The 19,971-nt window shown below is 72.2% G+C and carries 16 protein-coding genes; 4 read left to right on the forward strand and 12 right to left on the reverse strand.

Annotated elements, in window-relative coordinates:
- Nucleotides 1-52: 52 nt before the first annotated feature.
- The 3 genes from ACWFR3_RS37500 to ACWFR3_RS37510 form a co-directional block, all read right to left on the reverse strand.
- Nucleotides 53-2,152, reverse strand: a complete 2,100-nt coding sequence (locus ACWFR3_RS37500) for a tetratricopeptide repeat protein (RefSeq protein ID WP_453739176.1) — start codon at nt 2,150-2,152, stop codon at nt 53-55.
- Between the two features lie 170 nt (nt 2,153-2,322).
- The gene (locus tag ACWFR3_RS37505; RefSeq protein ID WP_453739177.1) at nt 2,323-2,949 is read right to left on the reverse strand and encodes an NUDIX domain-containing protein; all 627 of its coding nucleotides are present in this window, start codon (nt 2,947-2,949) and stop codon (nt 2,323-2,325) included.
- Between the two features lie 86 nt (nt 2,950-3,035).
- Complete coding sequence (locus tag ACWFR3_RS37510; RefSeq protein ID WP_453739178.1) at nt 3,036-4,685, reverse strand: CTP synthase; 1,650 nt, start codon at nt 4,683-4,685, stop codon at nt 3,036-3,038.
- A 412-nt stretch (nt 4,686-5,097) separates the two neighbouring features.
- Here ACWFR3_RS37510 and ACWFR3_RS37515 point away from each other — a divergent pair, with 412 nt between their 5' ends.
- Together ACWFR3_RS37515 and ACWFR3_RS37520 are read left to right on the forward strand one after the other, a co-directional pair.
- Nucleotides 5,098-6,909, forward strand: coding sequence for a glycoside hydrolase family 15 protein (locus ACWFR3_RS37515; RefSeq protein WP_453739179.1), 1,812 nt, complete (start codon nt 5,098-5,100; stop codon nt 6,907-6,909).
- Nucleotides 6,910-7,043: 134 nt separating this feature from the next.
- Nucleotides 7,044-8,681, forward strand: a complete 1,638-nt coding sequence (locus tag ACWFR3_RS37520) for a PucR family transcriptional regulator (RefSeq protein ID WP_453739180.1) — start codon at nt 7,044-7,046, stop codon at nt 8,679-8,681.
- A gap of 24 nt (nt 8,682-8,705) precedes the next feature.
- On the opposite strand, the gene ACWFR3_RS37525 is transcribed toward ACWFR3_RS37520, so the two are convergent.
- The 3 genes from ACWFR3_RS37525 to recN all read right to left on the reverse strand — a co-directional run bounded on the left by ACWFR3_RS37525 (nt 8,706) and on the right by recN (nt 12,838).
- On the reverse strand, nt 8,706-9,842 hold the full coding sequence (locus ACWFR3_RS37525; protein WP_453739181.1) for a glycosyltransferase family 4 protein: 1,137 nt from the start codon (nt 9,840-9,842) through the stop codon (nt 8,706-8,708).
- Nucleotides 9,843-10,188: 346 nt separating this feature from the next.
- On the reverse strand, nt 10,189-10,974 hold the full coding sequence (locus ACWFR3_RS37530) for a hypothetical protein (RefSeq protein WP_453739182.1): 786 nt from the start codon (nt 10,972-10,974) through the stop codon (nt 10,189-10,191).
- A gap of 136 nt (nt 10,975-11,110) precedes the next feature.
- Nucleotides 11,111-12,838, reverse strand: a complete 1,728-nt coding sequence (gene recN / locus ACWFR3_RS37535) for a DNA repair protein RecN (RefSeq protein ID WP_453739195.1) — start codon at nt 12,836-12,838, stop codon at nt 11,111-11,113.
- A gap of 221 nt (nt 12,839-13,059) precedes the next feature.
- Here recN and ACWFR3_RS37540 point away from each other — a divergent pair, with 221 nt between their 5' ends.
- Entirely contained in the window at nt 13,060-14,409 is a 1,350-nt protein-coding gene (locus tag ACWFR3_RS37540; RefSeq protein WP_453739183.1) for an FtsX-like permease family protein, read from the forward strand.
- A 129-nt stretch (nt 14,410-14,538) separates the two neighbouring features.
- Here the strand turns inward: ACWFR3_RS37540 and ACWFR3_RS37545 are convergent, their stop codons facing one another.
- Genes ACWFR3_RS37545 through ACWFR3_RS37555 form a run of 3 tightly spaced genes read right to left on the reverse strand, consistent with a single transcriptional unit; the run spans nt 14,539 to nt 16,608 of the window.
- Nucleotides 14,539-15,444: an NAD kinase gene (locus ACWFR3_RS37545; protein ID WP_365859883.1), complete on the reverse strand. Its 906-nt coding sequence runs from the start codon at nt 15,442-15,444 to the stop codon at nt 14,539-14,541.
- Between the two features lie 11 nt (nt 15,445-15,455).
- Nucleotides 15,456-16,271 carry a TlyA family RNA methyltransferase gene (locus ACWFR3_RS37550; protein ID WP_453739184.1) on the reverse strand — a complete coding sequence of 272 codons (816 nt, stop codon included), beginning with the start codon at nt 16,269-16,271 and terminating at the stop codon, nt 15,456-15,458.
- Nucleotides 16,272-16,278: 7 nt separating this feature from the next.
- On the reverse strand, nt 16,279-16,608 hold the full coding sequence (locus ACWFR3_RS37555; RefSeq protein ID WP_453739185.1) for a hypothetical protein: 330 nt from the start codon (nt 16,606-16,608) through the stop codon (nt 16,279-16,281).
- A 42-nt stretch (nt 16,609-16,650) separates the two neighbouring features.
- Here ACWFR3_RS37555 and ACWFR3_RS37560 point away from each other — a divergent pair, with 42 nt between their 5' ends.
- Nucleotides 16,651-16,998: an alkyl sulfatase C-terminal domain-containing protein gene (locus ACWFR3_RS37560; protein ID WP_453739186.1), complete on the forward strand. Its 348-nt coding sequence runs from the start codon at nt 16,651-16,653 to the stop codon at nt 16,996-16,998.
- On the opposite strand, the gene ACWFR3_RS37565 is transcribed toward ACWFR3_RS37560, so the two are convergent.
- The 3 genes from ACWFR3_RS37565 to ACWFR3_RS37575 are packed head-to-tail and all read right to left on the reverse strand — an operon-like array spanning nt 16,982 to nt 19,952.
- Nucleotides 16,982-17,887 (reverse strand): ABC transporter ATP-binding protein, encoded by a 906-nt coding sequence (locus ACWFR3_RS37565; protein WP_453739187.1) that lies wholly within the window; start codon nt 17,885-17,887, stop codon nt 16,982-16,984. The two genes, ACWFR3_RS37560 and ACWFR3_RS37565, sit on opposite strands and share 17 nt — an antisense overlap.
- Nucleotides 17,884-18,912 (reverse strand): FecCD family ABC transporter permease, encoded by a 1,029-nt coding sequence (locus ACWFR3_RS37570; RefSeq protein ID WP_453739188.1) that lies wholly within the window; start codon nt 18,910-18,912, stop codon nt 17,884-17,886. The genes ACWFR3_RS37565 and ACWFR3_RS37570 overlap by 4 nt, the downstream gene beginning before the upstream one ends.
- Nucleotides 18,909-19,952: a FecCD family ABC transporter permease gene (locus ACWFR3_RS37575; RefSeq protein ID WP_453739189.1), complete on the reverse strand. Its 1,044-nt coding sequence runs from the start codon at nt 19,950-19,952 to the stop codon at nt 18,909-18,911. Before ACWFR3_RS37575 ends, ACWFR3_RS37570 begins: the two co-directional genes overlap by 4 nt.
- Nucleotides 19,953-19,971 lie beyond the last annotated feature (19 nt).

The raw sequence follows: 19,971 nt of genomic DNA on the forward strand, positions 1-19,971 counted from the left end.
GCGGCGGAGCCAGTCTAATGAAGGACTTCTCGCTGTCTAGCCTTTCAATGCATCAATCTTCTGCGGAAGCGCTACGGATTTCGCAGGCGGAAGACCCTGCTCCATCTTTCGATGCCAGCCCTGTGACCTCGGCGAGCTCCGTTCCCAGCATCCGCTCGGCGGCGCTGCGGTGCAGCCGGGCGGCCACCGGGTCGCCGAGCCGGTCCAGGGTGTCGGCAAGCCTGAGCTGCAGCGCCGCCTGGAGACGTACGTCATCGGCCTGCCGCGCCAACTCGACGGCCTCCTGGCAGGTGCGCAGCGACTCCTCCGGCCGCCCCGCGTACTCCTGCACCCGCGCCAGTTCGCTCAACGCCCTTGCCCGGCCCGCCACATCACCGGCCTTGCGGTGCCCGGTGACGGCCGAGCTCCAGTTGCGCAGCGCCTCGCCGTAGCGGCCCGCGTAGGTGTGCACCATGGCGATGCGGCCGTAGAGGCGGGCGGCGTCGGTGCGCTCGTCGCGAGCGAGCCGGTGGGCGAGGGCCCGCCCGAACCAGTCGGAGGCCCGCGACCAGTCCCCGAGCTCCTGGTAGGCGCCGCCTACGGATTCCATCGCGCGGCCGGTCGCGTAGGGATCATTTGCTTCCCGTCCGGCGTCCAGAGCGAGGCGGTATCGCACCAGCGCCCCTTGCGTGCGTCCCGTCCTGGCGTCCAGATCGGCGAGGTTCAGGAGGGCCGCCGCCTTCTCGCGGGGCAGCTTCCTGCGCTCGGCCACGTCCAGGACGAGGCGGTGGATGCCGTACAGGTCGACGGCCGCGTCCTCCGTGCCCCGGTGCGCGACCAGGGCCCGCGTCAGGGCCGCCATCAGGCGCCGGGCGAGGGTGTCGAGCTCACCGTCGGCCACCGCGAGGCGGGCGGAGGCGAGCAGGGCGGTCCTGCGGATGTGCAGCCACTCGGAGGCGGCGCCGGGGTTGGGGAAGCGCAGGGCGCGCGGCATCCCGGCGAGCTTCTTGCGGGACGCCGATCCGTCCGGCTCCGTGATCGCCCGGCAGGACTGCAGGAGGCGTACGGTCCGCTCCAGCATCCTGGCCCGCGCCAGCTGGATCTCCGCGGGCCGGTCCTGGCTCTCGGTGCGGGCGCGAAGGAGCGGCACCAGGCAGGCGGGCAGCTCGTACTGCGGAAGCGGCGACTGCACGGCCCTGATCAGGCCGAGCTTCACGAAGTCGTCCAGGGTCGTGCGGGCGGCGGAGACCGAGCAGCCCGCGAGCGCGGACGCGGTGTGCGGGTCGACGTGCCCGGCGGGGGCCAGGGAAAGGAGTCGCAGTATCCGGGCGGCGGCCCCCGGCAGCGAGGTGTACGAGAGCTCGAACATCCGCGAGAGGGCGCCGGAGGCGGACTCGTCCCCTGGCCGGTCGTGCACCTGCTTGGCCAGGTCGGCGACGGCCGCCTTGGGCCGCCCGCAGAGCCAGCCGCCGGCCAGGACGAGCGCGGCGGGATGCGCGGCGCACGCCTCGACCAGGCTCTCCGCGGACCGCGGGTCGACGGTGATGCGCACCGGGCCCGCGGCCCGGGAGAGCAGTTCGACGGCGGCCGGGGTGTCCAGGCCGCCCAGCGTGCACGGCCGCACGTCCGGGATGCCGGTGAGCGGGCCCTCGGAGACGGCGACGGCCAGGCAGTCCGGCGCGTCCGGGATCAGCGGGTCGACCTGCTCGGCGTCCGCGGCACCGTCCAGGAGCAGCAGGGCCCTGCGTTCCGAGAGTGCGTCCCGGAGCACTTCGGCGAGCTCGTCCTCGTCGGCCCCCGCGGGTGCCGCGACGCCGAGGGCGTCCAGAAGTTCACGGGCGGTGCGTTCGGTGGGCACGCGCGTGCCGTCGGGTTCGGTGAGGTGGGCGCGGAGCACCCCGTCGGGGTAGTCGGCGGCGACCTGCCGTGCGAGTTCCTCGGCGAGCGAGGTGCGGCCCGATCCGGGGCGGCCCGCGATGAGCAGCACGCGTGCGCGTGGCGCCTTGCGGCCCGAGATGGTGTCGAGCCCCGCCCGGTCGATGTCGGCGCGGAGCTCTTTCAACTCCCTGCGCCTGCCGACGAATCGGCCGTCGTCGGGAGTCCGGTCCGAAGCGGGCCGCGGCACCGCGCCGCCCGCTGCCGATCCGTCCGTGTCGACCGCCTGATCCGTCACGGGCCATGCTCCGTCCGCCTGCGCGCGAACCCGCCGGGACTCCGGTCGGGACGCTTCCAGAGCCTAGTTCAGGCCCTGGTCGCTCCCCCGACGAGCGGCGCGCACAAGTCCCCCGATCGGATCAGTAGATCGTCGTACCGGAGAGCTCCAATGGCCCCCTGCGAGCTCCCTCAGGCCTCGAAGGGGCGCGCGGGCCAGGGCGCGTCGGCCGGGCGCAGCGCGTCCACGCCGTCGCCGCCGAGCGCGGCGGTCAGCGAAAGGGCGCCCACCACCAGGCAGTTGTTGTGCAGCTCACCGGCGAGCACCCCGCGTACGAGCTCTTCGAGCGGTACCCGCGCCAGCTCCATGTCGGCCTCCTCCTCGGAGACTTCGAAGCGCTCGCCCTCGGCCTCGGAGAGATCGCGGGCGAGGAAGATGCGCACGGCCTCGTCGCAGCCGCCGGGCGTGGTGTAGACGTCGGTGAGGACACGCCAGTTCTCGGCCTTGACGTGCGCCTCTTCGTAGAGCTCGCGCTGGGCGGCGTGCAGGGGGTTCTCGCCGGGGATGTCGAGAAGACCGGCCGGGATCTCCCAGAGCTTGTGGCGCACGGGGTGGCGGTACTGGCGCAGGACCAGGACGCGGCCCGCGTCGTCCAGGGCGAGGACGGCGACCGATCCGGGGTGCACCTGGTAGTCACGGTGGACGACGGTTCCGTCGGGCATGACCACGTCGTCCGTCCGGACGGAGGTCTTGTTCCCCACGAAGGGCGTCTGCGTGGCCGTGACCTGCCACTCCTCGGCGGTGTCCTTGATCGTCATGTCGCCCTGTCCTCCCACACGTGCAAACAGAAACCGGGGCACGCGCCCCATAAGGCTCGTACCCCGGCAACCGTATCGCTCTTGTGTTACTTACCCGTCTGGCACTCCACGGCGGCCTTCACCAGACCCGCGAAGAGCGGGTGCGGGCGGGTCGGGCGCGAGCGCAGCTCCGGGTGCGCCTGGGTGGCGACCAGGTAGGGGTGGACCTCGCGCGGGTACTCGACGTACTCGACGAGCTTGCCGTCCGGGGACGTGCCGGAGAAGAGGATGCCGGCCTTCTTCTCCAGCTCGGCGCGGTAGGAGTTGTTCACCTCGTAGCGGTGACGGTGGCGCTCCTCGACGTACTCCTTGCCGTCGTACACCTCACGGGCGATGGAGCCCTCGGCGAGCTTGGCGGGGTACATGCCCAGGCGCATCGTGCCGCCCATGTCGCCCTCGCCGGCGACGATGTCCAGCTGCTCCGCCATGGTCGAGATGACCGGGTGGGCGGTGGCGGCGTCGAACTCCGTGGAGTTGGCGTCGGGGATGTCCGCGAGGTTGCGGGCGGCCTCGATCACGATGCACTGCAGGCCCAGGCAGAGGCCGAGCAGCGGGATCTTGTTCTCGCGGGCGAAGGTGATGGCGCCGACCTTGCCGGTCACGCCGCGGTCGCCGAAGCCGCCGGGGATGCAGATCGCGTCGACGTCGCCGAGCTGCTTGGCGGCGCCCGCGGCGGTCTTGCAGTCGTCGGAGGTGACCCACTTGACCTTGACGCGGGCGCGGTTGGCGAAGCCGCCCGCGCGCAGCGCCTCGGTCACCGAGAGGTAGGCGTCGGGCAGGTCGATGTACTTGCCGACCAGCGCGATCGTGACCTCGTGGTCCGGGTTGTGCACCCGGTCCAGGAGGTCCTCCCACTGGGTCCAGTTCACGTCGCGGAACGGCAGGTCCAGCTTGCGGACCACGTAGGCGTCCAGGCCCTCGGTGTGCAGGACCTTGGGGATGTCGTAGATCGACTTGGCGTCGACACAGGCGACGACCGCGTCCTCGTCCACGTCGCACATCAGCGAGATCTTGCGCTTGATGGCGGTCGGCACGTCGCGGTCGGCACGCAGCACGATGGCGTCCGGCTGGATACCGATGTTGCGCAGGGCCGCGACCGAGTGCTGGGTCGGCTTGGTCTTCAGCTCACCGGACGGGCCGATGTAGGGAAGCAGCGAGATGTGCACGACGAAGACGTTGTCGCGGCCGACCTCGTGGCGGACCTGGCGGACGGTCTCCAGGAACGGCAGGGACTCGATGTCGCCGACCGTGCCGCCGACCTCGGTGATGACGACGTCGACGTCCTCGGTCGCCATGCGCCGGATGCGGTGCTTGATCTCGTTGGTGATGTGCGGGATGACCTGGACGGTGTCGCCGAGGTACTCGCCGCGCCGCTCCTTGGCGATGACCTGCGAGTAGACCTGGCCGGTGGTGACGTTGGCCGTGCCGTCGAGGTCGACGTCGAGGAAGCGCTCGTAGTGGCCGATGTCCAGGTCGGTCTCGGCGCCGTCGTTCGTGACGAACACCTCGCCGTGCTGGAAGGGGTTCATCGTGCCGGGGTCGACGTTCAGGTACGGGTCGAGCTTCTGCATGGTGACCCGGAGGCCCCGCGCTTTGAGCAGCGCGCCGAGGCTGGAGGCAGTCAGACCCTTGCCGAGGGAAGAGGCGACACCCCCGGTGACGAAGATGTGCTTGGTCGTCGTGGATTTGGGCTGCATGGCCAAGAGGGGGCTCCCGTGGTCGCGGTCTGGAGGGTGCGTACCGGCGTCGTCCAAGGGGTCTGGAGGAGGTGCCGTCGCTGCGGTTCGGGGGTTCTATGACCACCGGCTCACGGGCTACCAGGGTATCAGCGACGAAGGGAGGCTGCTTCCGGCCACGCTCGGCCACCCACGTCACACCTTCCTCACCAGGTGCTCACCCGTTCGGCGCAGCCCCGTTGCCGGGAGCGGCAAGCAGATCGCCGAGGTGCGTCGTATCCTGCTCGGACACTCGCTGCCGAGCCGACCGAATCAACGGCACCACCCCCGACCGTTCTCCCGGAACACAAGGCTCGCGCAGTTCGTTTTACAGCGAACCCTTGACCGTAGAGCGAGCGCCCCCGAGAGGGCGACGTGGCCGTTTGACTGGGAGATGCACGTGGCCGGGCGCATCGAGGATTACGCACTCATCGGAGACATGCAGACCGCTGCCCTGGTCTGCCGGGACGGCACAGTCGACTGGCTGTGCCTGCCCCGCTTCGACTCGCACGCCATCTTCGCCGGATTGCTCGGCACGGAGGAGCACGGATTCTGGCGCCTTGGGCCCGCACACAGCCCCGACGCACCACCGCCGACCGCCGCGCGGCGCACGTACCGCGGCGACTCGCTGATCCTGGAATCCGAGTGGGACACCCCGCGCGGCACGGTCCGCGTGACCGATTTCATGCCGCCGCGCGACACGGACGCCCCCCAGCTGGTGCGGATCGTCGAGGGCGTCAGCGGCCGGGTGCCGATGCACTCCGCCCTGCGGATGCGTTTCAGTTACGGCCGCGTGGTGCCCTGGGTGCACAAGGTCGACGGGCGCACGGTGGCCGTCGCCGGACCCGACTCGGTGTGGCTCGACACGTCGGCCGAGACCTTCGGCAAGGACCTCACGACATACGCGGACTTCACGGTCTCGCCCGGTGAACGCATCGCGTTCACCATCTCGTGGCAGCCCTCGCACAAGGAGCCGCCCGCGCCCGCCGAGCCCGAGAACGCCCTCGTGGCCACGCAGGACTTCTGGCGCGAGTGGGTGGACCACTGCACGTACCACGGCCCCTACCGCGAGGCCGTGGTCCGCTCGCTGATCACGCTGAAGGCCCTGACGTACGCCCCCACGGGCGGCATCGTCGCGGCGCCCACGACCTCGCTGCCCGAGGACATCGGCGGCTCCCGGAACTGGGACTACCGCTACACCTGGCTGCGTGACGCCGCCATCACGCTCTCCTCGCTCCTGCGCACCGGATACCGCGAGGAGGCCCGCGCCTGGCGCGAGTGGCTCCTTCGGGCGGTGGCAGGCGACCCCGAGAACCTGCAGATCATGTACGGCATCGCGGGCGAGCGCGAGCTCGGCGAGGCCGAGCTCGACTGGCTGCCGGGATACGAGGGTTCGACCCCGGTCCGGGCCGGCAACGGCGCCGCGCACCAGCTCCAGCTCGACGTGTACGGCGAGGTCACCGAGGCCCTGCACCTGGCGCACATGACGGGCCTGGCCCGCAGCGACTACGCCTCGCTGCTCCAGCTCAAGCTGATCCGGTACCTGGAGACGAACTGGGACCAGCCGGACGAGGGCATCTGGGAGGTGCGCGGCCCGCGCCGCCACTTCGTGCACTCCAAGGTGATGTGCTGGGTCGCCGTCGACCGCACGATCAAGCTCATCGAGTCCGGCGACGCGGACGGCCCCCTGGAGAAGTGGCGCGAGCTGCGCGACGACATCCACCGGGACGTCTGCGAGAAGGGCTACGACAAGGAGCGCAACACGTTCACGCAGTCGTACGGCTCCAAGGAGCTGGACGCCTCGCTGCTGCTCATCCCGCAGATGGGCTTCCTGCCGCCCGACGACAAGCGCGTGATCGGCACGATCGAGGCGATCCAGCGGGAGCTCTCGACGCCGGACGGCTTCATCCTGCGCTACCCCACCACGGGCGACGACGCGGGCGTGGACGGGCTCGAAGGTGACGAAGGTGCCTTCCTGGCCTGTTCGTTCTGGATGGCGGACGACCTGGCGATGATCGGCCGCGTCGACGAGGCCCGCAAGCTCTTCGAGAAGCTGCTCGCCCTGCGCAACGACCTGGGGCTGCTCGCCGAGGAGTGGGATCCGCGCCTGCAGCGCCAGGTCGGCAACTTCCCGCAGGCGTTCAGCCACGTGCCGCTGATCGACACGGCACTGCGGCTCACGGCCAGCGGGGCGTACGGCGGCTAGCCCGGCCCTCTGGTCCGAGTCCGGACGGCGACGGGTTGCCCGTCGCCGTCCGTTTTCATGTTCGGGCGGAACAGATCACTCCCGTAACCGATCGGAGATGTTCCCGAGGCGTATGCCCAGGTAGCGTCCGCCCCATGGAAAGTCAGGGCACGCAGGGCACACAGGGCGGGATCACCGTGCAGCGGGCCCTGGAACTTCCGGGTCTGCGCGGCGGGCTCCCCGAGGTGGTCGCCGGCGCGGAACGGCTGCAGCGCACGGTGCGGTGGGTGCACGCGGGCGAGGTGCCGAACATCGCCTCGCTCCTCAAGGGCGGCGAACTGCTCCTGACCACGGGCCTGGGCCTTGGCGCACGCCCCGCCGAGCAGCGTGTCTTCGTACGGAAGCTCGCCGAGCGCGGCATCGCGGCCCTCGTCGTCGAACTGGGCCCGCGCTTCACGCGCCTGCCCGCGGCGATAGTGGAGACGGCGCGCTCGGCGGGCCTTCCGCTGGTGCAGCTGCACCGCGAGGTGCCCTTCGTGACGGTCACGGAGGAGGTCCACACCGAGATCGTCAACGGCCATTACGCGCTGCTCCAGCGCGCCGAGGAGGTCCACCGGCGCTGCACGGAGGCGCTGCTCGGCGGGGGCGGCGTACCCCAGGTCCTGAACGTTCTCGCGGACTTCAGCGGCAACCCGGTGTTCCTGGAGACGGCGGACGGGCAGCTCCTGTACGCCGCCGGGGCGGGCACCGAGTGCGCCGACCCTTTGCAGGTGTGGGAGGGGCTGCGGGGCCAGCACAAGGACGGGCCGCCCGCGGGCGCGCTGCTCGTGGACGTGCCGGGCGGCGGTCCCGGCTCGGGCTCGGTGCGTGCCCGCCTTGTGCTGCTCGCCGTGGAGTCGGCGCTGCTTCCGGTGCACCGGATCGCGGCGGAGCGGGCCGCGGGCTCGCTCGCGGTGGTCCTGATGCAGGCCCGGCAGGAGGAGGAGCTCGCCGCACGCGGCCGTGGTGACTTCCTGACCGATCTGGCCGAGGGACGGATCCAGCCCGACGACGCGCCCGCCCAGGCGCGGGTGCTCGGCTTCAAGCCCGGCGAGAGTCCCCTGCTGCCGGTCGTGATGCGGCTCGCGGACGGCCTTCCGCCCGGCGGGGGCTGGGCCGTGCTCGCGCGGGCGGTGGCGGAGGAGCTCGCGGCGGTCGGCGTGCCGGTGCTGCTCGGCGTACGTCCGGTCGAGGGGCGCGTCCCGCTGCTCCTCGGGCTGCGCTCCGAATCCGAACGCACCGCGGTGGCCGACCGGGTCGCCACCGCGCTGCGGGCGGGCGTCGAGCGGGCGGGGATGCAGCGGGCCGGGGCGCTGCCGCCGGTCGTGGTGGTCGGCGTCGCGGGCGGCTGGGCGGCGGCCTCGGCGGGGCTGCGGCACGCGGCGGAGACGGCGACGGCCGCGCAGGGCCTGTCGGACCGCCCCTGGTACGACGCGCGGCGCCTGGACATCGACCTGCTGCTCTGGCGTCTGCACAACTACGACGATTCGGCGCTCGCGGCGTTCGTGGACCGCGCGATCGGCCCGCTGCGGGCCCACGACCAGCGTTCGAAGCCGCCGCTGCTTCCCACCCTGCAGACGTATCTGGCCCATGCGGGACGCAAGGCGGAGACGGCGCGCGAACTGCACCTGAACCGTCAGACGCTCTACAACCGCCTCGCCAGGATCAGCGAACTCCTGGGCACGGACCTGGACGACCCGCAGACGGTGCTCGCGCTGAGCCTGGCGCTGCGGGCGCGCAGACACGTGGCGTAGGGGCAGGCGGCAGCCGCGTGCCGGCTACAGGGTCAGCGGCTGCGTCAACTCGTCGTAGACACTGAGCACTTGCGCGACCGTCTCGTCCTCGGTCGGCCATGTCGCGGCCTGGGCCGTTCCCTTGTCCTTGAGCCGCTCCCTGAGATCGGGGTCGGCGAGGAGGCGGGCGACCGCGGTGGCCAGGGCCCCGGCGTCGCCGTACGGGACGAGTACGGCGGCGTCGCCGACCAGTTCGGGGATGCCGCCGACAGCGGTCGCGACGAGCGGCACGCGCGCGTGCAGTGCCTCCTGGGCGAGCACGGAGCGCGACTCCCAACTGCTGGGCAGCACCACGAGGTCGGCCGCGGCGAGCATGTCGGGGATGTCGTCGCGCCGCCCGACGAGCCGGGCCGGCAGGCCTTCGCCCTCGATACGACGCTGCAGGGCACCCCGCTCGGGCCCTTCGCCCGCGATGACGAGGAGCGGCAGGGGGTCGAGATGGCGCCACGCGCGTGCGGCCTCCAGGAGGACGTCGTAGCCCCGCTGCCGGTCGAGCGTGCCGACCGTGACGACCAGCGGCCGGTCGACGGCGCCGATCTCGGCGCGGGCCTTGTGTCGCAGCCCTTCGGCTTCCTCGGCCCCGTCGGCCGCCGCGCGCGGCGCGGGGAACGTGACGGGGGCGAGGCGGGCGTCTCGCGCGCCCCTGCTGCGGGCACGGTCGACGAGGTCGGACGAGGTGCCGAGGACCACGGCGGCGGCCTTGGCGACGCGCCGCTCCAGAAGGTGCAGGAGGCGGGCGCGGGCCCCTTCCGCGTGCGCGCGGGTGTGCCAGGTGACGACCAGGGGGATACGGCGGCCGGTGAGCGCGAGGGCGGCGCGGAGTGCGGCATGCAGTCCGTGCGCGTGCACGAGGTCGGCGTCGGCGCAGGCCATGCGCAAGGAAGCGACGGAGGCGGGGTCGCTGCTGCGGGGTACGTGGACGTGCCGGGCGCCGGTGCCCGTCAGGTCGTAGGCGCCTGCCGCCTCACTGGGGGCGCAGACCGTGACCCGCACGCCCCGCGCGGCGAGGCCCGCGGCGAGCGACCTGACGTGGGCGCTGCTTCCCGCGCTGCCACCGCCCAGTACTTGCACGGTGTGCAGCGGGGGCTGGCCGTGCGGCGACTGGCTGCTCACGTGGCTCACGTAGCCGGGGCTCCTGGGTTCGGCGTCGGGGGATGCGCCAAGGATGCCAGCCCGCACGGACGTTCCGGCACCACTGAAAGGCCTCTTCCGTGTCACGACGGACAACTCACTGACCCGGTTCACCCACATGGGTGATGACAAAGTGGTTTCAACGCCGCGGATACCCTGATCGCCCCGCATCTCCGGAAAGAGAACATAACGCGACGAGGGCCCCGTAAGGGGCGCGGGTGAACGGCGCGAGAGCCCCGCAGACGAGAGCCCCGTAAGGGGCGCGGGGAACTGCGCGAGCAACCCAAAAGAACCCGCACCCGCCAACGCACCGCCGCAGGCAGACGCACCCGCGAAGTCAGCCGCCCGCAGGGCAGTGCAGCCCCGGAGCAGAACGCCGCTCGCCCCATACAGCCGCCACCACAAGCGCCGCCGCATGAGCGACCAGCCCCACCCGCCCGTTGCCCGCAACGATCGCGCCCCCGAGCCCCGCGCCCAACGCATGCGCCCCCGCATCACCGATCATGGCCCGCTCCCCCACATCCTCCGGAAGGACGGCCCCCGCGGCCCCCACGGAGGCGGCGGAGAGAACCCCGGCGGCGCCCCCGCGCAACAACCCCGGCGCGGCCAGCGCCACCACAGCTCCGGCCGCCCTCCCCGGGCGTACGTCCACGAGGTTGACGAAGTGCGCCGAGCCCGCGATCACGACGCCCGCAAGGACCTTGTCCACAGGCCGCTCCTTGAGCAGCGCACCCGCGGCGAGGCCCGCCGCGGAGATCCCGAACAACTTCACGGCCCCACTGGTCACTTCACCGCCCCTCAGGGCCCCCAGGTGCGCGCGGAAGCCCCGGCGCGGATCGCCCTCGCCCGCCACGTCGTCGTACGCCCCGCAGGCCCCCGCGCCGAGCACGGCGAGCGCGAAGGCGCCACGGGCCCTGACCGGCAGCGCCACGGCACCCGCCGCAGCACCGAGAGCGGCGGCGGGCCCGGCGTACAACTCCACCGTCCGCCCCGCGTAGTTCTTCCGCTCCCAGCGTCCTGGCCCGCCCGGGGCACGCGAACGCAAGGCAGCGGTGGCCGCGCGGGTGACGGCGGCTGCGGCGAACAGGGCGGTAGGGCGTCGGGCAGGCTTGCGGTTGACCATGCAGGTCAGGCTACGGGGCAGCCCGTCCGGCGTTTGAGGACGAACTCGGCGGAGCCGGTGATGACAGTACGCAGCAAGCCGCCCCCTCGAAGGCACCCCCTTAGGCGCCCCCGCCCGCAAAAGGCGCCCCCGCCCGCTACCCGTCTCCCCGAGCCGTCGCCAGCAACTCCTCCGCATGCGCCCGCGCGGTCTCCGAGTCCTCCTGCCCGGCCAGCATCCGGGACAACTCCCGCACCCGGTCCTCCCCTTCGAGCACGAGCACCCCGGACCGCGTCACGGACCCGTCGTTCGTCTTCTCGACAAGCAGCTGCCGGTCGGCGAACGCCGCGACCTGCGGCAGGTGCGTCACGACCACGACCTGCGCCGCCTTGGCGAGCCTGGCGAGCCTACGGCCGATCTCGACCGCGGCCTTGCCGCCGACGCCCGCGTCGACCTCGTCGAAGAGGTACGTGGGAACCGGGTCCGTACCCGCGAAGACGACCTCGACGGCCAGCATCACGCGCGACAGCTCACCACCGGACGCACCCTTGGCGATCGGCCGCGGCGGGGCACCCGGATGCGGGGCGAGGAGGAGCTCCACCTCGTCCACACCGGCCGGGCCGTACGCGACGAGGCGTCCGTCGACCGGCACACCGTCCGCGCCCTCCGGCACCTCCGTGGCGGTGATGTCGATCGTCACGCGCGCGTGCGGCATCGCGAGCGAGGCCAGCTCCTCGGTGACGGCCGCCGCGAACCGCGACGCCGCCTCCTGACGCGCGTCGGTCAACGCCTGCGCGAGCCCGGCAAGTTCGCTCCGGAGCGCGTCACGCTCGGCGGTCAGCTCCTCCAGACGGTCGTCGTCACCCTCGAGTTCGGTGAGCCGCGCGGCCCCCTCCTGGGCCCAGGCGAGCACGGAGTCGATGTCGGCCCCGTACTTCCGGGTCAGCTGGGTCAGCGCGGCCCGCCGCTCCTCCACCGCCGCGAGGCGCAGCGGATCGGCGTCGAGGTCGTCGGCGTACCCGGCGAGTTCCCCCGCCACATCGCCGAGCAGGATCCCGATCTCGCCGATCCGCTCGGCGAGCCCGGCCAGGGCGGGGTCGTGGGAGCGCACGGCCTCCAGAGCCCGGTGGGCGCCCGCCACGAGCGTCGTGGCGTCGACCCCCTCCGGGTCCTCGGGGATGCCCGCGAGCGCGGCGTGCGCGGCCGTGGCGGCGGAGGCGAGTGCCTCCGCGTGGCCGAGCCGCTCGGCCTCGGCGGCCAGTTCGGTGTCCTCGCCCTCGCGCGGCTCGACGGCCGCGACCTCTTCGAGGCCGAAGCGCAGCAGATCGGCCTCCTGGGCCCGCTCACGCCCGCGCGTGGTGATCTCGTCGACCTCGGTCGTCACGGCCCGCAGCCTGCGGTACGCCGCCGTGTACTTGGCCAGCGGCACGGTGACCGCGTCGCCCGCGTACCGGTCGAGCGCCCCGCGCTGCCGGGCCGGCTTGAGCAGGCCCTGCTGGTCCGTCTGTCCGTGCACCGCCACGAGGTCGTCGGCGAGTTCGGCAAGGAGACCCACCGGGACCGACCGACCGCCCAGATGCGCCCGGGATCTCCCCTCCGCCGAGACGGTACGGCTGATCAGCAGCGCTCCGTCGTCGAGTTCGGCACCCGCTTCCTCCGCACGCACGGCGGCCGAGGCGCCCGCGGGCACGGTGATGCGCCCCTCCACCACTGCCGCCTTCGCGCCGATCCGCACCAAAGCGGGATCCGCGCGTCCGCCGAGCAGCAGGCCAAGGCTGGTGACCACCATCGTCTTGCCCGCACCGGTCTCGCCGGTCACCGCGGTGAATCCCGGCGACAGCTCGACCACCGCGTCGTCGATGACTCCGAGCGACCGTATCCGCATCTCCTCCAACACGGACACGACCTTACGAGGTCATGGGCCTGGTGTGCGACGGGCCCTGGCCTCCTTCCCCCTCCCGGGCACGAAGACGCTGGTGGCAAAGGCGGACCGAACGGACGCTGTCACCCGCGGGGGTGGGGTTTCCCGGGGTGGGGATTACCCCCGCACGATCTTCCTGACAGCCTCCTGGTGCACGGGTGACCAAGGGCCCCACCATGATCGGTATGGGAACGGGACTGGCACGGGCGGCGCTGCGAGCGCATCGCCCGGCATTCGTGGGCACGGCGGTGGCGGCGCTCTTCGCGGCGACCGTGGTGAGCGCCTCGACGATGATGCTCGGCGCGACGGGCACGGACGGACTCTCCGCGCGGGCCCGCAGGCAGATCACGGCGAACGGCGTCGGCGACATGGCGCTCGTCCTGCTGATCGGTTCGATCTACATGTCGATATTCGTGGTCGCGTCGACCATGGGCACGGCCGTCACCCAGCAGCACCGCGAGCTGGCCCTGGTGCGCTCCATCGGCGCCAGGCCCCGCCAGATCCGCCGCGCGGTGGCCGTCCAGGCCCTCACCGCGTCGATCCCGGCAGCGCTCGCGGGCTTCGTCCTGGGCGGCTTCGTCGCCCGGTGGTGGCACGCGGGCATGGTCTCGCACGGGCTGCTGCCTTCCGAGGCGGGCTTCCGGTTCGGCTGGGTCGCCCTGCCGGTGTGCCTGGGCGTGGCGGTGGTGACGACGACGCTCGCCGCCCTCCTCTCGGCGCTGCGGTTCTCGCTGCTCCGCCCGGCCCGCGCCCTGAGCGAGGCGGCGACCGGGCGGCGGGGGCTGGGCATGCTCAGGGCGCCGCTCGGCGTGATCGCGGTCGTGGGGGCCTGCGCGGTCTCCGTGCTGCTGTCGAAGCAGCCGGCGGACGAGGCGGGCGAGGGGGCGTTCCTCGTCCTGATCCTCTTCTGCGTCGGCGCGGGGCTGCTCGGGCCGCGGATCATCGGGCCCGCGGCCTGGCTGGTCTCCGCGCTCGTGGGCCGGTTCGGCGGCAGCGCGCGTCTGGCGATGCTGAACGTGCGCTCGCAGCCCCGCCGCTTCTCCGCCGCGGTGGTACCGCTCGTCCTGGTCGTGGGCTTCGGCCTGACCAAGATCGGCATACACACCACGGCGCGGCATCACACGGGTTCGGCGGGCAGCACGGGCGAGGTCTGGCTCGACTACGTGGGCACGGGGCTCTACGCGGGCTTCGCCGCGATCGCCGCGACGAACACCCTCGCCATGATCTCCTTCGAGCGCCGCCGCGACGTCGCCCTGCTGCGCGTGGTCGGCAGCCAACGGGCCCAGGTGCGGGCCATGGCCGCCTGGGAAGCCGTGGTCGTGGCGGGGACGGCACTGCTGCTTGGCGCAGCGATAGCACTCGGCACGCTGGCCCCCATCCTCAGCACGGCCTTCGGCTCATCGGTCCCGTACCTCCCGTGGACGGTCCCGACGGGGATCGCGACGGGCACGCTGCTCCTGACACTCCTGGCGACGGGCCTGCCGGTGGCGTCGGTGATGCGAAAGAGGGCAATCTCAGTGGTCTGCTCGACGTAGCGGCGCCCGAACAACGGCAGGGGCTGCGGCCCCGTCAGGGGCGCGGGGAACTGCGCGCCCAGCCCCCACGGACCCGCAGCGTTCAAGCAGCCCGGCCCGCTCGGACCGCACCCCCGCTCAAGCCGAACGCTAGTGAGGTGCCCCGCGCCACCCCGACACCGGCAAGGCGAACTTGGCGACAAGCCGATCGGTGAAAGAAGCGTGATGCAGCCGCGCAAGCCGCACCGGCACCCCACCCCTGCGCACCTCGACCCGCGCCCCCGGCGGCAGCTCCACGGTCCGCCGCCCGTCGCACCACAGCACCCCGTGCGGGGTATGCGGCTGGACCTCGACGGCGAGCACCGAGTCCGGCGAGGTCACCAGGGGCTTGGCGAACAGCGCGTGGGCGCTGATCGGCACCATCAGGAGCGCCTCCACCTCCGGCCACACCACGGGCCCGCCCGCGGAGAAGGCGTACGCGGTGGAGCCGGTCGGCGTCGCGCAGACGATGCCGTCGCAGCCGAAGCCGGTGACCGGACGTCCGTCGATCTCCAGGACGACTTCCAGCATCCGCTCGGCCGACATCTTCTGCACGGCCGCTTCGTTGAGCGCCCAGTCGCGGTGCACGACGTCGCCGTTGCTGTGCACGACGACGTCGATGGTCATCCGCTCCTCGACCTCGTACGCCTTGGTGACCACCCGGTCGACGACCTTGTCGAGGTCGTCGCGCTCGGCCTCGGCGAGGAAGCCGACGCGCCCCAGGTTCACCCCGAGCATCGGTACCCCGGAGGCCCGGGCGAACTCGGCGCCGCGCAGCAGCGTGCCGTCGCCGCCGAGCACCACGAGCAGCTCACAGCCGTCGAGGCACTGGGGGGTGGCCTCCTTCACGGTGCCGACCTCGGGCGGCAGCGGCAGATCGGCCGCCTCCGCCTCCAGGACGCGTACGCCGATACCGCTGCGCAGCAGTCCCTGGACGACGAGTTCGGCACTGCGGATGGCGGCAGGCCGTCCGGTGTGCGCGAGCAGGAAAACGGTACGAGCTCGGGTCTGGGTCACTCGGGTCTGAGTCAACGGGGCCCCTCCGCCACGGCACGGTCAACGTCCGCCGGGTCGAGTTCGGGCGCCCCGGCACGCAGCCACAGAAAGTACTCGACATTTCCGGAAGGTCCGGGCAGCGGGCTCGCAGTCACGCCACGCACACCGAGCCCGAGCCCCCACGCCTGGCGCGCCACACCGCGTACGGCATCGGCCCGCAGCTGCGTGCTGCGCACCACGCCGCCGCTGCCCAGGCGCTCCTTGCCGACCTCGAACTGCGGCTTGACCATCAGGACCAGGTCCGCGTCGGGGGCCGCGCACCGCACGAGGGCGGGTAGGACCAGGCCGAGCGGGATGAACGAAAGGTCGCCGACGATCAGATCGACAGGGGTGCCGTCGATCAGGTCGAGCGTCAACTCGCGTACGTTGGTGCGGTCCTTGACCGTGACCCGGTCGTCGCTCTGCAGCGACCAGGCGAGCTGGCCGTACCCGACGTCCACGGCGACGACACCCGAGGCACCGGCGCGCAGCAGCACATCGGTGAAGCCTCCGGTGGACGCGCCCGCGTCGAGCGCGCGCCGCCCCTCGACGACCAGGCCCTGCGGCCCGAACGCGGCGAACGCGCCCGCCAGCTTGTGGCCGCCGCGCGACACATAGTCGGGATCGTCGTCGTCGGTCGCGACCACGATGGCGGCGGCGGTCTCCACCTGCGTCGCGGGCTTGGTCGCGGTGTTCTTGTCCACGGTCACACGGCCCGCGGCGATCAGCTGGCTGGCGTGCTCGCGCGAGCGCGCCAGCTTCCGGCGCACCAGTTCGGCGTCGAGGCGGCGGCGTGCCACTCCTGCCACGTTCTGTTCAGCTCCTGTTGTACGGGGTCGGGTGCGGGGACGAAGCCGCGGGCGTCCCCATGGGTGAAGGCGCCTGCGGTCCGGGGCGTGCGTCGAGCGCGGTCAGCGCGTCACGCAGTCCCCGGTGTACATCCTCGTACACCTCGATGTGGCCGTCCGTGGCGAGGTGGTCGGCATCGCCGAGACGCTGGAGCAGGCCGTCGACCTGGACATCTCCGGTCGGGACACGCTCCACCCCGAGGGGCGCGGGCCCTACCGGGTCGTACGCCTGCGCCTGCTCTTCGGCGGGCGCCGGCTCCACCGGCTCAGGCCCCGGGCCCGGCATCGAGTCGCTCATGCCCAGACGCTACCCCGAAGCGCTGCGGTACCGTCGATCACGATGGCGACGATCGAAGAGTGCCGCACGGCGCTCGACAAACTCAGCGACAACCTGGCGGGCGCCCAAGGCGGCGTACGCAGCGCTGCCGCGCTCAACCGCTCGCTCAGCTGCCACATCACCGATCTTGACGTGACCTTCACGGGCCGCCTGGAGAACGGCCGGATCACGGTGCTCGACACGCACCCCGGCCCTCCTCGCGAGAAGGCCGAGATCCGGCTCACCATGTCCGGCGACGATCTGGTGGCGATGGTGGACGGCGAGCTGAACTTCGCGAAGGCCTGGGCCTCCGGCCGGGTCAAGCTGGAGGCGGGCCTGCGCGACATGCTCCGCCTCAGGTCGCTGCTTTAGCCCCGGCTGCCTCGGCCCCGGCTGCTCCAGCCGCCGCCTTCGTACGCACCCGCCGGGCGGCAGGCACCACCAGCGGCGTCCCGGTCTCCGGGTCGTCGATGATCTGGCACTCCATCCCGAAGGTGTCCCGCACGAGCTCCGTCGTGACGATGTCGGACGGCGCGCCCTCGGCGACGACCTGGCCGTCGCGCAGGGCGATGAGGTGGGTGGCGTACCGGGCCGCGTGGTTGAGGTCGTGCAGGACGGCGACCAGCGTGCGGCCCTGCTCCTCGTGGAGGTCGGCGCAGAGGTCGAGCACGTCGATCTGGTGCTGGATGTCGAGGAACGTCGTCGGCTCGTCCAGGAGAAGGAGCGGGGTCTGCTGGGCGAGTGCCATCGCGATCCAGACGCGCTGGCGCTGACCGCCCGAGAGTTCGTCGACATAGCGATCGGCCAACTCGGCGACACCGGTCGACGCCATCGACTCGCCGACGATCCGCTCGTCGTCCGCCGACCACTGCCGGAGCAGCCCCTGGTGCGGATAGCGCCCGCGCGCCACCAGGTCGCCCACGGTGATCCCGTCGGGCGCGATGGACGACTGCGGGAGCAGGCCGAGGGTGCGGGCGACCTTCTTCGCGGGCATCGACTGGATGACGTTGCCGTCGAGCAGGACGCGGCCCGCCGAGGGCTTGAGCATCCGGGACAGGGCGCGCAGCAGGGTGGACTTGCCGCAGGCGTTCGGACCGACGATCACCGTGAAGGAGTTGTCGGGTATCTCGACGGACAACTTCTCCGCGATGACGCGCTGGTCATAGCCGAGGGTCACGTCGTCCGCGATGAGCCGGTTCACTGCGGCACGCTCCTGCCTGTCGGTGCTCTCAGAGGTACGGGGGTCCGTGGGCTTCTTCATATCCGCCCCGCCTTGCGTTCGATGACGAGGAGCCACAGCAGATAGATGCCGCCGAGCACGCCCGTGACCACGCCGACGGGCAACTGGTCGGCGCCGAAGGCCCGCTGCGAGGCCCAGTCCGCGACGATGAGCAGGGTGGCGCCCATGAACATCGCGGGCAGCAAATTCGGTCCCGGCGAGCGGGTGAGCCGCCTGGCCAGCTGCGGCGCGGTGAGCGCGACGAAGCTGACGGGGCCCGCCGCCGCGGTGGCGGCCGCGGTGAGGAGCACGGCCGAGCCCATCAGGACGATGCGGGTGCGCTCGACGGGCACGCCGAGCGCGTATCCGACGTCGTCGCCCATCTCCAGCATCCGCAGCGGCCTGGCGTACGTCATGACGAGCGGTACGAGGATCGCGCAGAGGACGAGCAGCGGCCAGACCTGGTCCCAGTCCCGGCCGTTGAGGGAGCCGGTCATCCAGACGACGGCACGCGCCGCGTCGACAAGGTCCGCCTTGGTGAGCAAATAGCCGTTGACGGCGGTGACGAAGGCGGAGACGCCGATGCCGACCAGGACGAACCGGAAGCCGTGCACGCCCCGCTTCCAGGCGAGCACATAGATCGCGAAGCCGGTCACCAGACCGCCCACGAGCGCACCGCCCGCGACCTGCACCGCGGTGCCCTGGAAGAGGACGATCATGATGAGCGCGCCGGCGGTGGACCCCTGGCCGAGGCCGAGGATGTCCGGGCTGCCCAGCGGGTTGCGCGAGATGGACTGGAAGATCGCGCCGCCGAGCCCGAGCGCGGCCCCCACGAGGAGGCCGACGAGGACCCTCGGGAGGCGCAGGTCGTTGATGATGAACTCCTGCCCGGCGTCTCCGTTGCCGAGCAGGGTGCGGATGACGTCGGCGGTGGGGATGTAGAAGTCGCCGGTGCCGATCAGGACGACGCTCGCAGCGAGCGCGGCCACGATGAGCACGGCGACGACCACGGCCGTGCGGACGTCGAGGCGGAAGCTGAGCCCGCCCCGGGTGCGTATCGCCTTCACAGCTGAGCCAGCCTCCGCCGTCGTACGAGAAAGATGAAGACCGGGGCGCCGATCAACGCGGTGATGATGCCGACCTGGAGCTCGGCGGGCCGCGCGACGATACGCCCGACCACGTCGGCGCCGAGAAGCAGCACCGGCGAGAGGATCGCCGCGTACGGCAGGATCCAGCGCATGTCGGGCCCGGTGAACGAGCGCACCACGTGCGGCACCATCAGGCCGACGAACATGATGGGCCCGCAGGCCGCGGTCGCGGCCCCGCAGAGCAGGGTCGCGGCGGCCATGGACAGGGCGCGGGTGCGGTTGAGGTGAGCGCCCAGCGCGCGGGCGGTGTCGTCGCCCATCGCCATGGCGTTGAGCGGCCGGGCGAGGCCGAGGGCGAGCACGATGCCGATCACGAGGAAGGGCAGGACCTGCAGGATGGTCTCGTTCTTGGCCGATGCCAGGGAGCCGACCGTCCAGAAGCGCATCTTGTTGAGCGCGGCGTTGTCCGTGATCATCACGGCCTGCAGATAGCCGTAGAGCGCGGCGCTCAGTGCGGTTCCGGCGAGCGCGAGCCGTACGGGCGTCGCGTTGCGGGTGCCGCCGAGGGCGTAGACGGCGGCGCCGACCACGGCAGCTCCGAAGAACGCGAACCACACGTAGCCGCTCAGCGAGGTGACGCCGAAGAAGCTGATGGCGGTGACGACGGCCGCAGAGGCACCGAGGTTGATGCCGAGGAGTCCGGGGTCGGCCAGCGGGTTGCGGGTCAGCGCCTGCAGGACGGCTCCGGCGAGGCCGAGGGCCACCCCGACGAGCACGCCCATCATCGTCCGCGAGAGCCGCTCTCCGACGACGACATCGCCGTACGTCCCGGTGTCGTGGAAGAGCCCGTGCCAGACCTGGTCCAGGGGCATCTGTTTGGCGCCGACCGCGATGCTCGCGACGACGACGAGCAGCAGCACGCAGAGCGAGACGAGGAGCCCGGCGCTGCGTATCGCGCGGCGTTTGGGTGGCGCGGGTGTGGTCTCCGCGCTGGCTTCGGGGGGACTGTCGACCAACACCAGGTTAGGTTAGCCTACC

The organism is Streptomyces sp. NPDC055189, from assembly GCF_053606765.1.

What these genes read in the sequence shown, in the direction of transcription:
- ACWFR3_RS37505 (WP_453739177.1), bottom strand. Translation starts at nt 2,949, where the DNA reads ATGACGATCAAGGACACCGCCGAGGAGTGGCAGGTCACGGCCACGCAG.
- ACWFR3_RS37510 (WP_453739178.1), bottom strand. Translation starts at nt 4,685, where the DNA reads ATGCAGCCCAAATCCACGACGACCAAGCACATCTTCGTCACCGGGGGT.
- ACWFR3_RS37515 (WP_453739179.1), top strand. Translation starts at nt 5,098, where the DNA reads ATGCACGTGGCCGGGCGCATCGAGGATTACGCACTCATCGGAGACATG.
- ACWFR3_RS37520 (WP_453739180.1), top strand. Translation starts at nt 7,044, where the DNA reads ATGGAAAGTCAGGGCACGCAGGGCACACAGGGCGGGATCACCGTGCAG.
- ACWFR3_RS37530 (WP_453739182.1), bottom strand. Translation starts at nt 10,974, where the DNA reads ATGGTCAACCGCAAGCCTGCCCGACGCCCTACCGCCCTGTTCGCCGCA.
- recN (WP_453739195.1), bottom strand. Translation starts at nt 12,838, where the DNA reads ATGCGGATACGGTCGCTCGGAGTCATCGACGACGCGGTGGTCGAGCTG.
- ACWFR3_RS37540 (WP_453739183.1), top strand. Translation starts at nt 13,060, where the DNA reads ATGGGAACGGGACTGGCACGGGCGGCGCTGCGAGCGCATCGCCCGGCA.
- ACWFR3_RS37555 (WP_453739185.1), bottom strand. Translation starts at nt 16,608, where the DNA reads ATGAGCGACTCGATGCCGGGCCCGGGGCCTGAGCCGGTGGAGCCGGCG.
- ACWFR3_RS37560 (WP_453739186.1), top strand. Translation starts at nt 16,651, where the DNA reads ATGGCGACGATCGAAGAGTGCCGCACGGCGCTCGACAAACTCAGCGAC.
- ACWFR3_RS37565 (WP_453739187.1), bottom strand. Translation starts at nt 17,887, where the DNA reads ATGAAGAAGCCCACGGACCCCCGTACCTCTGAGAGCACCGACAGGCAG.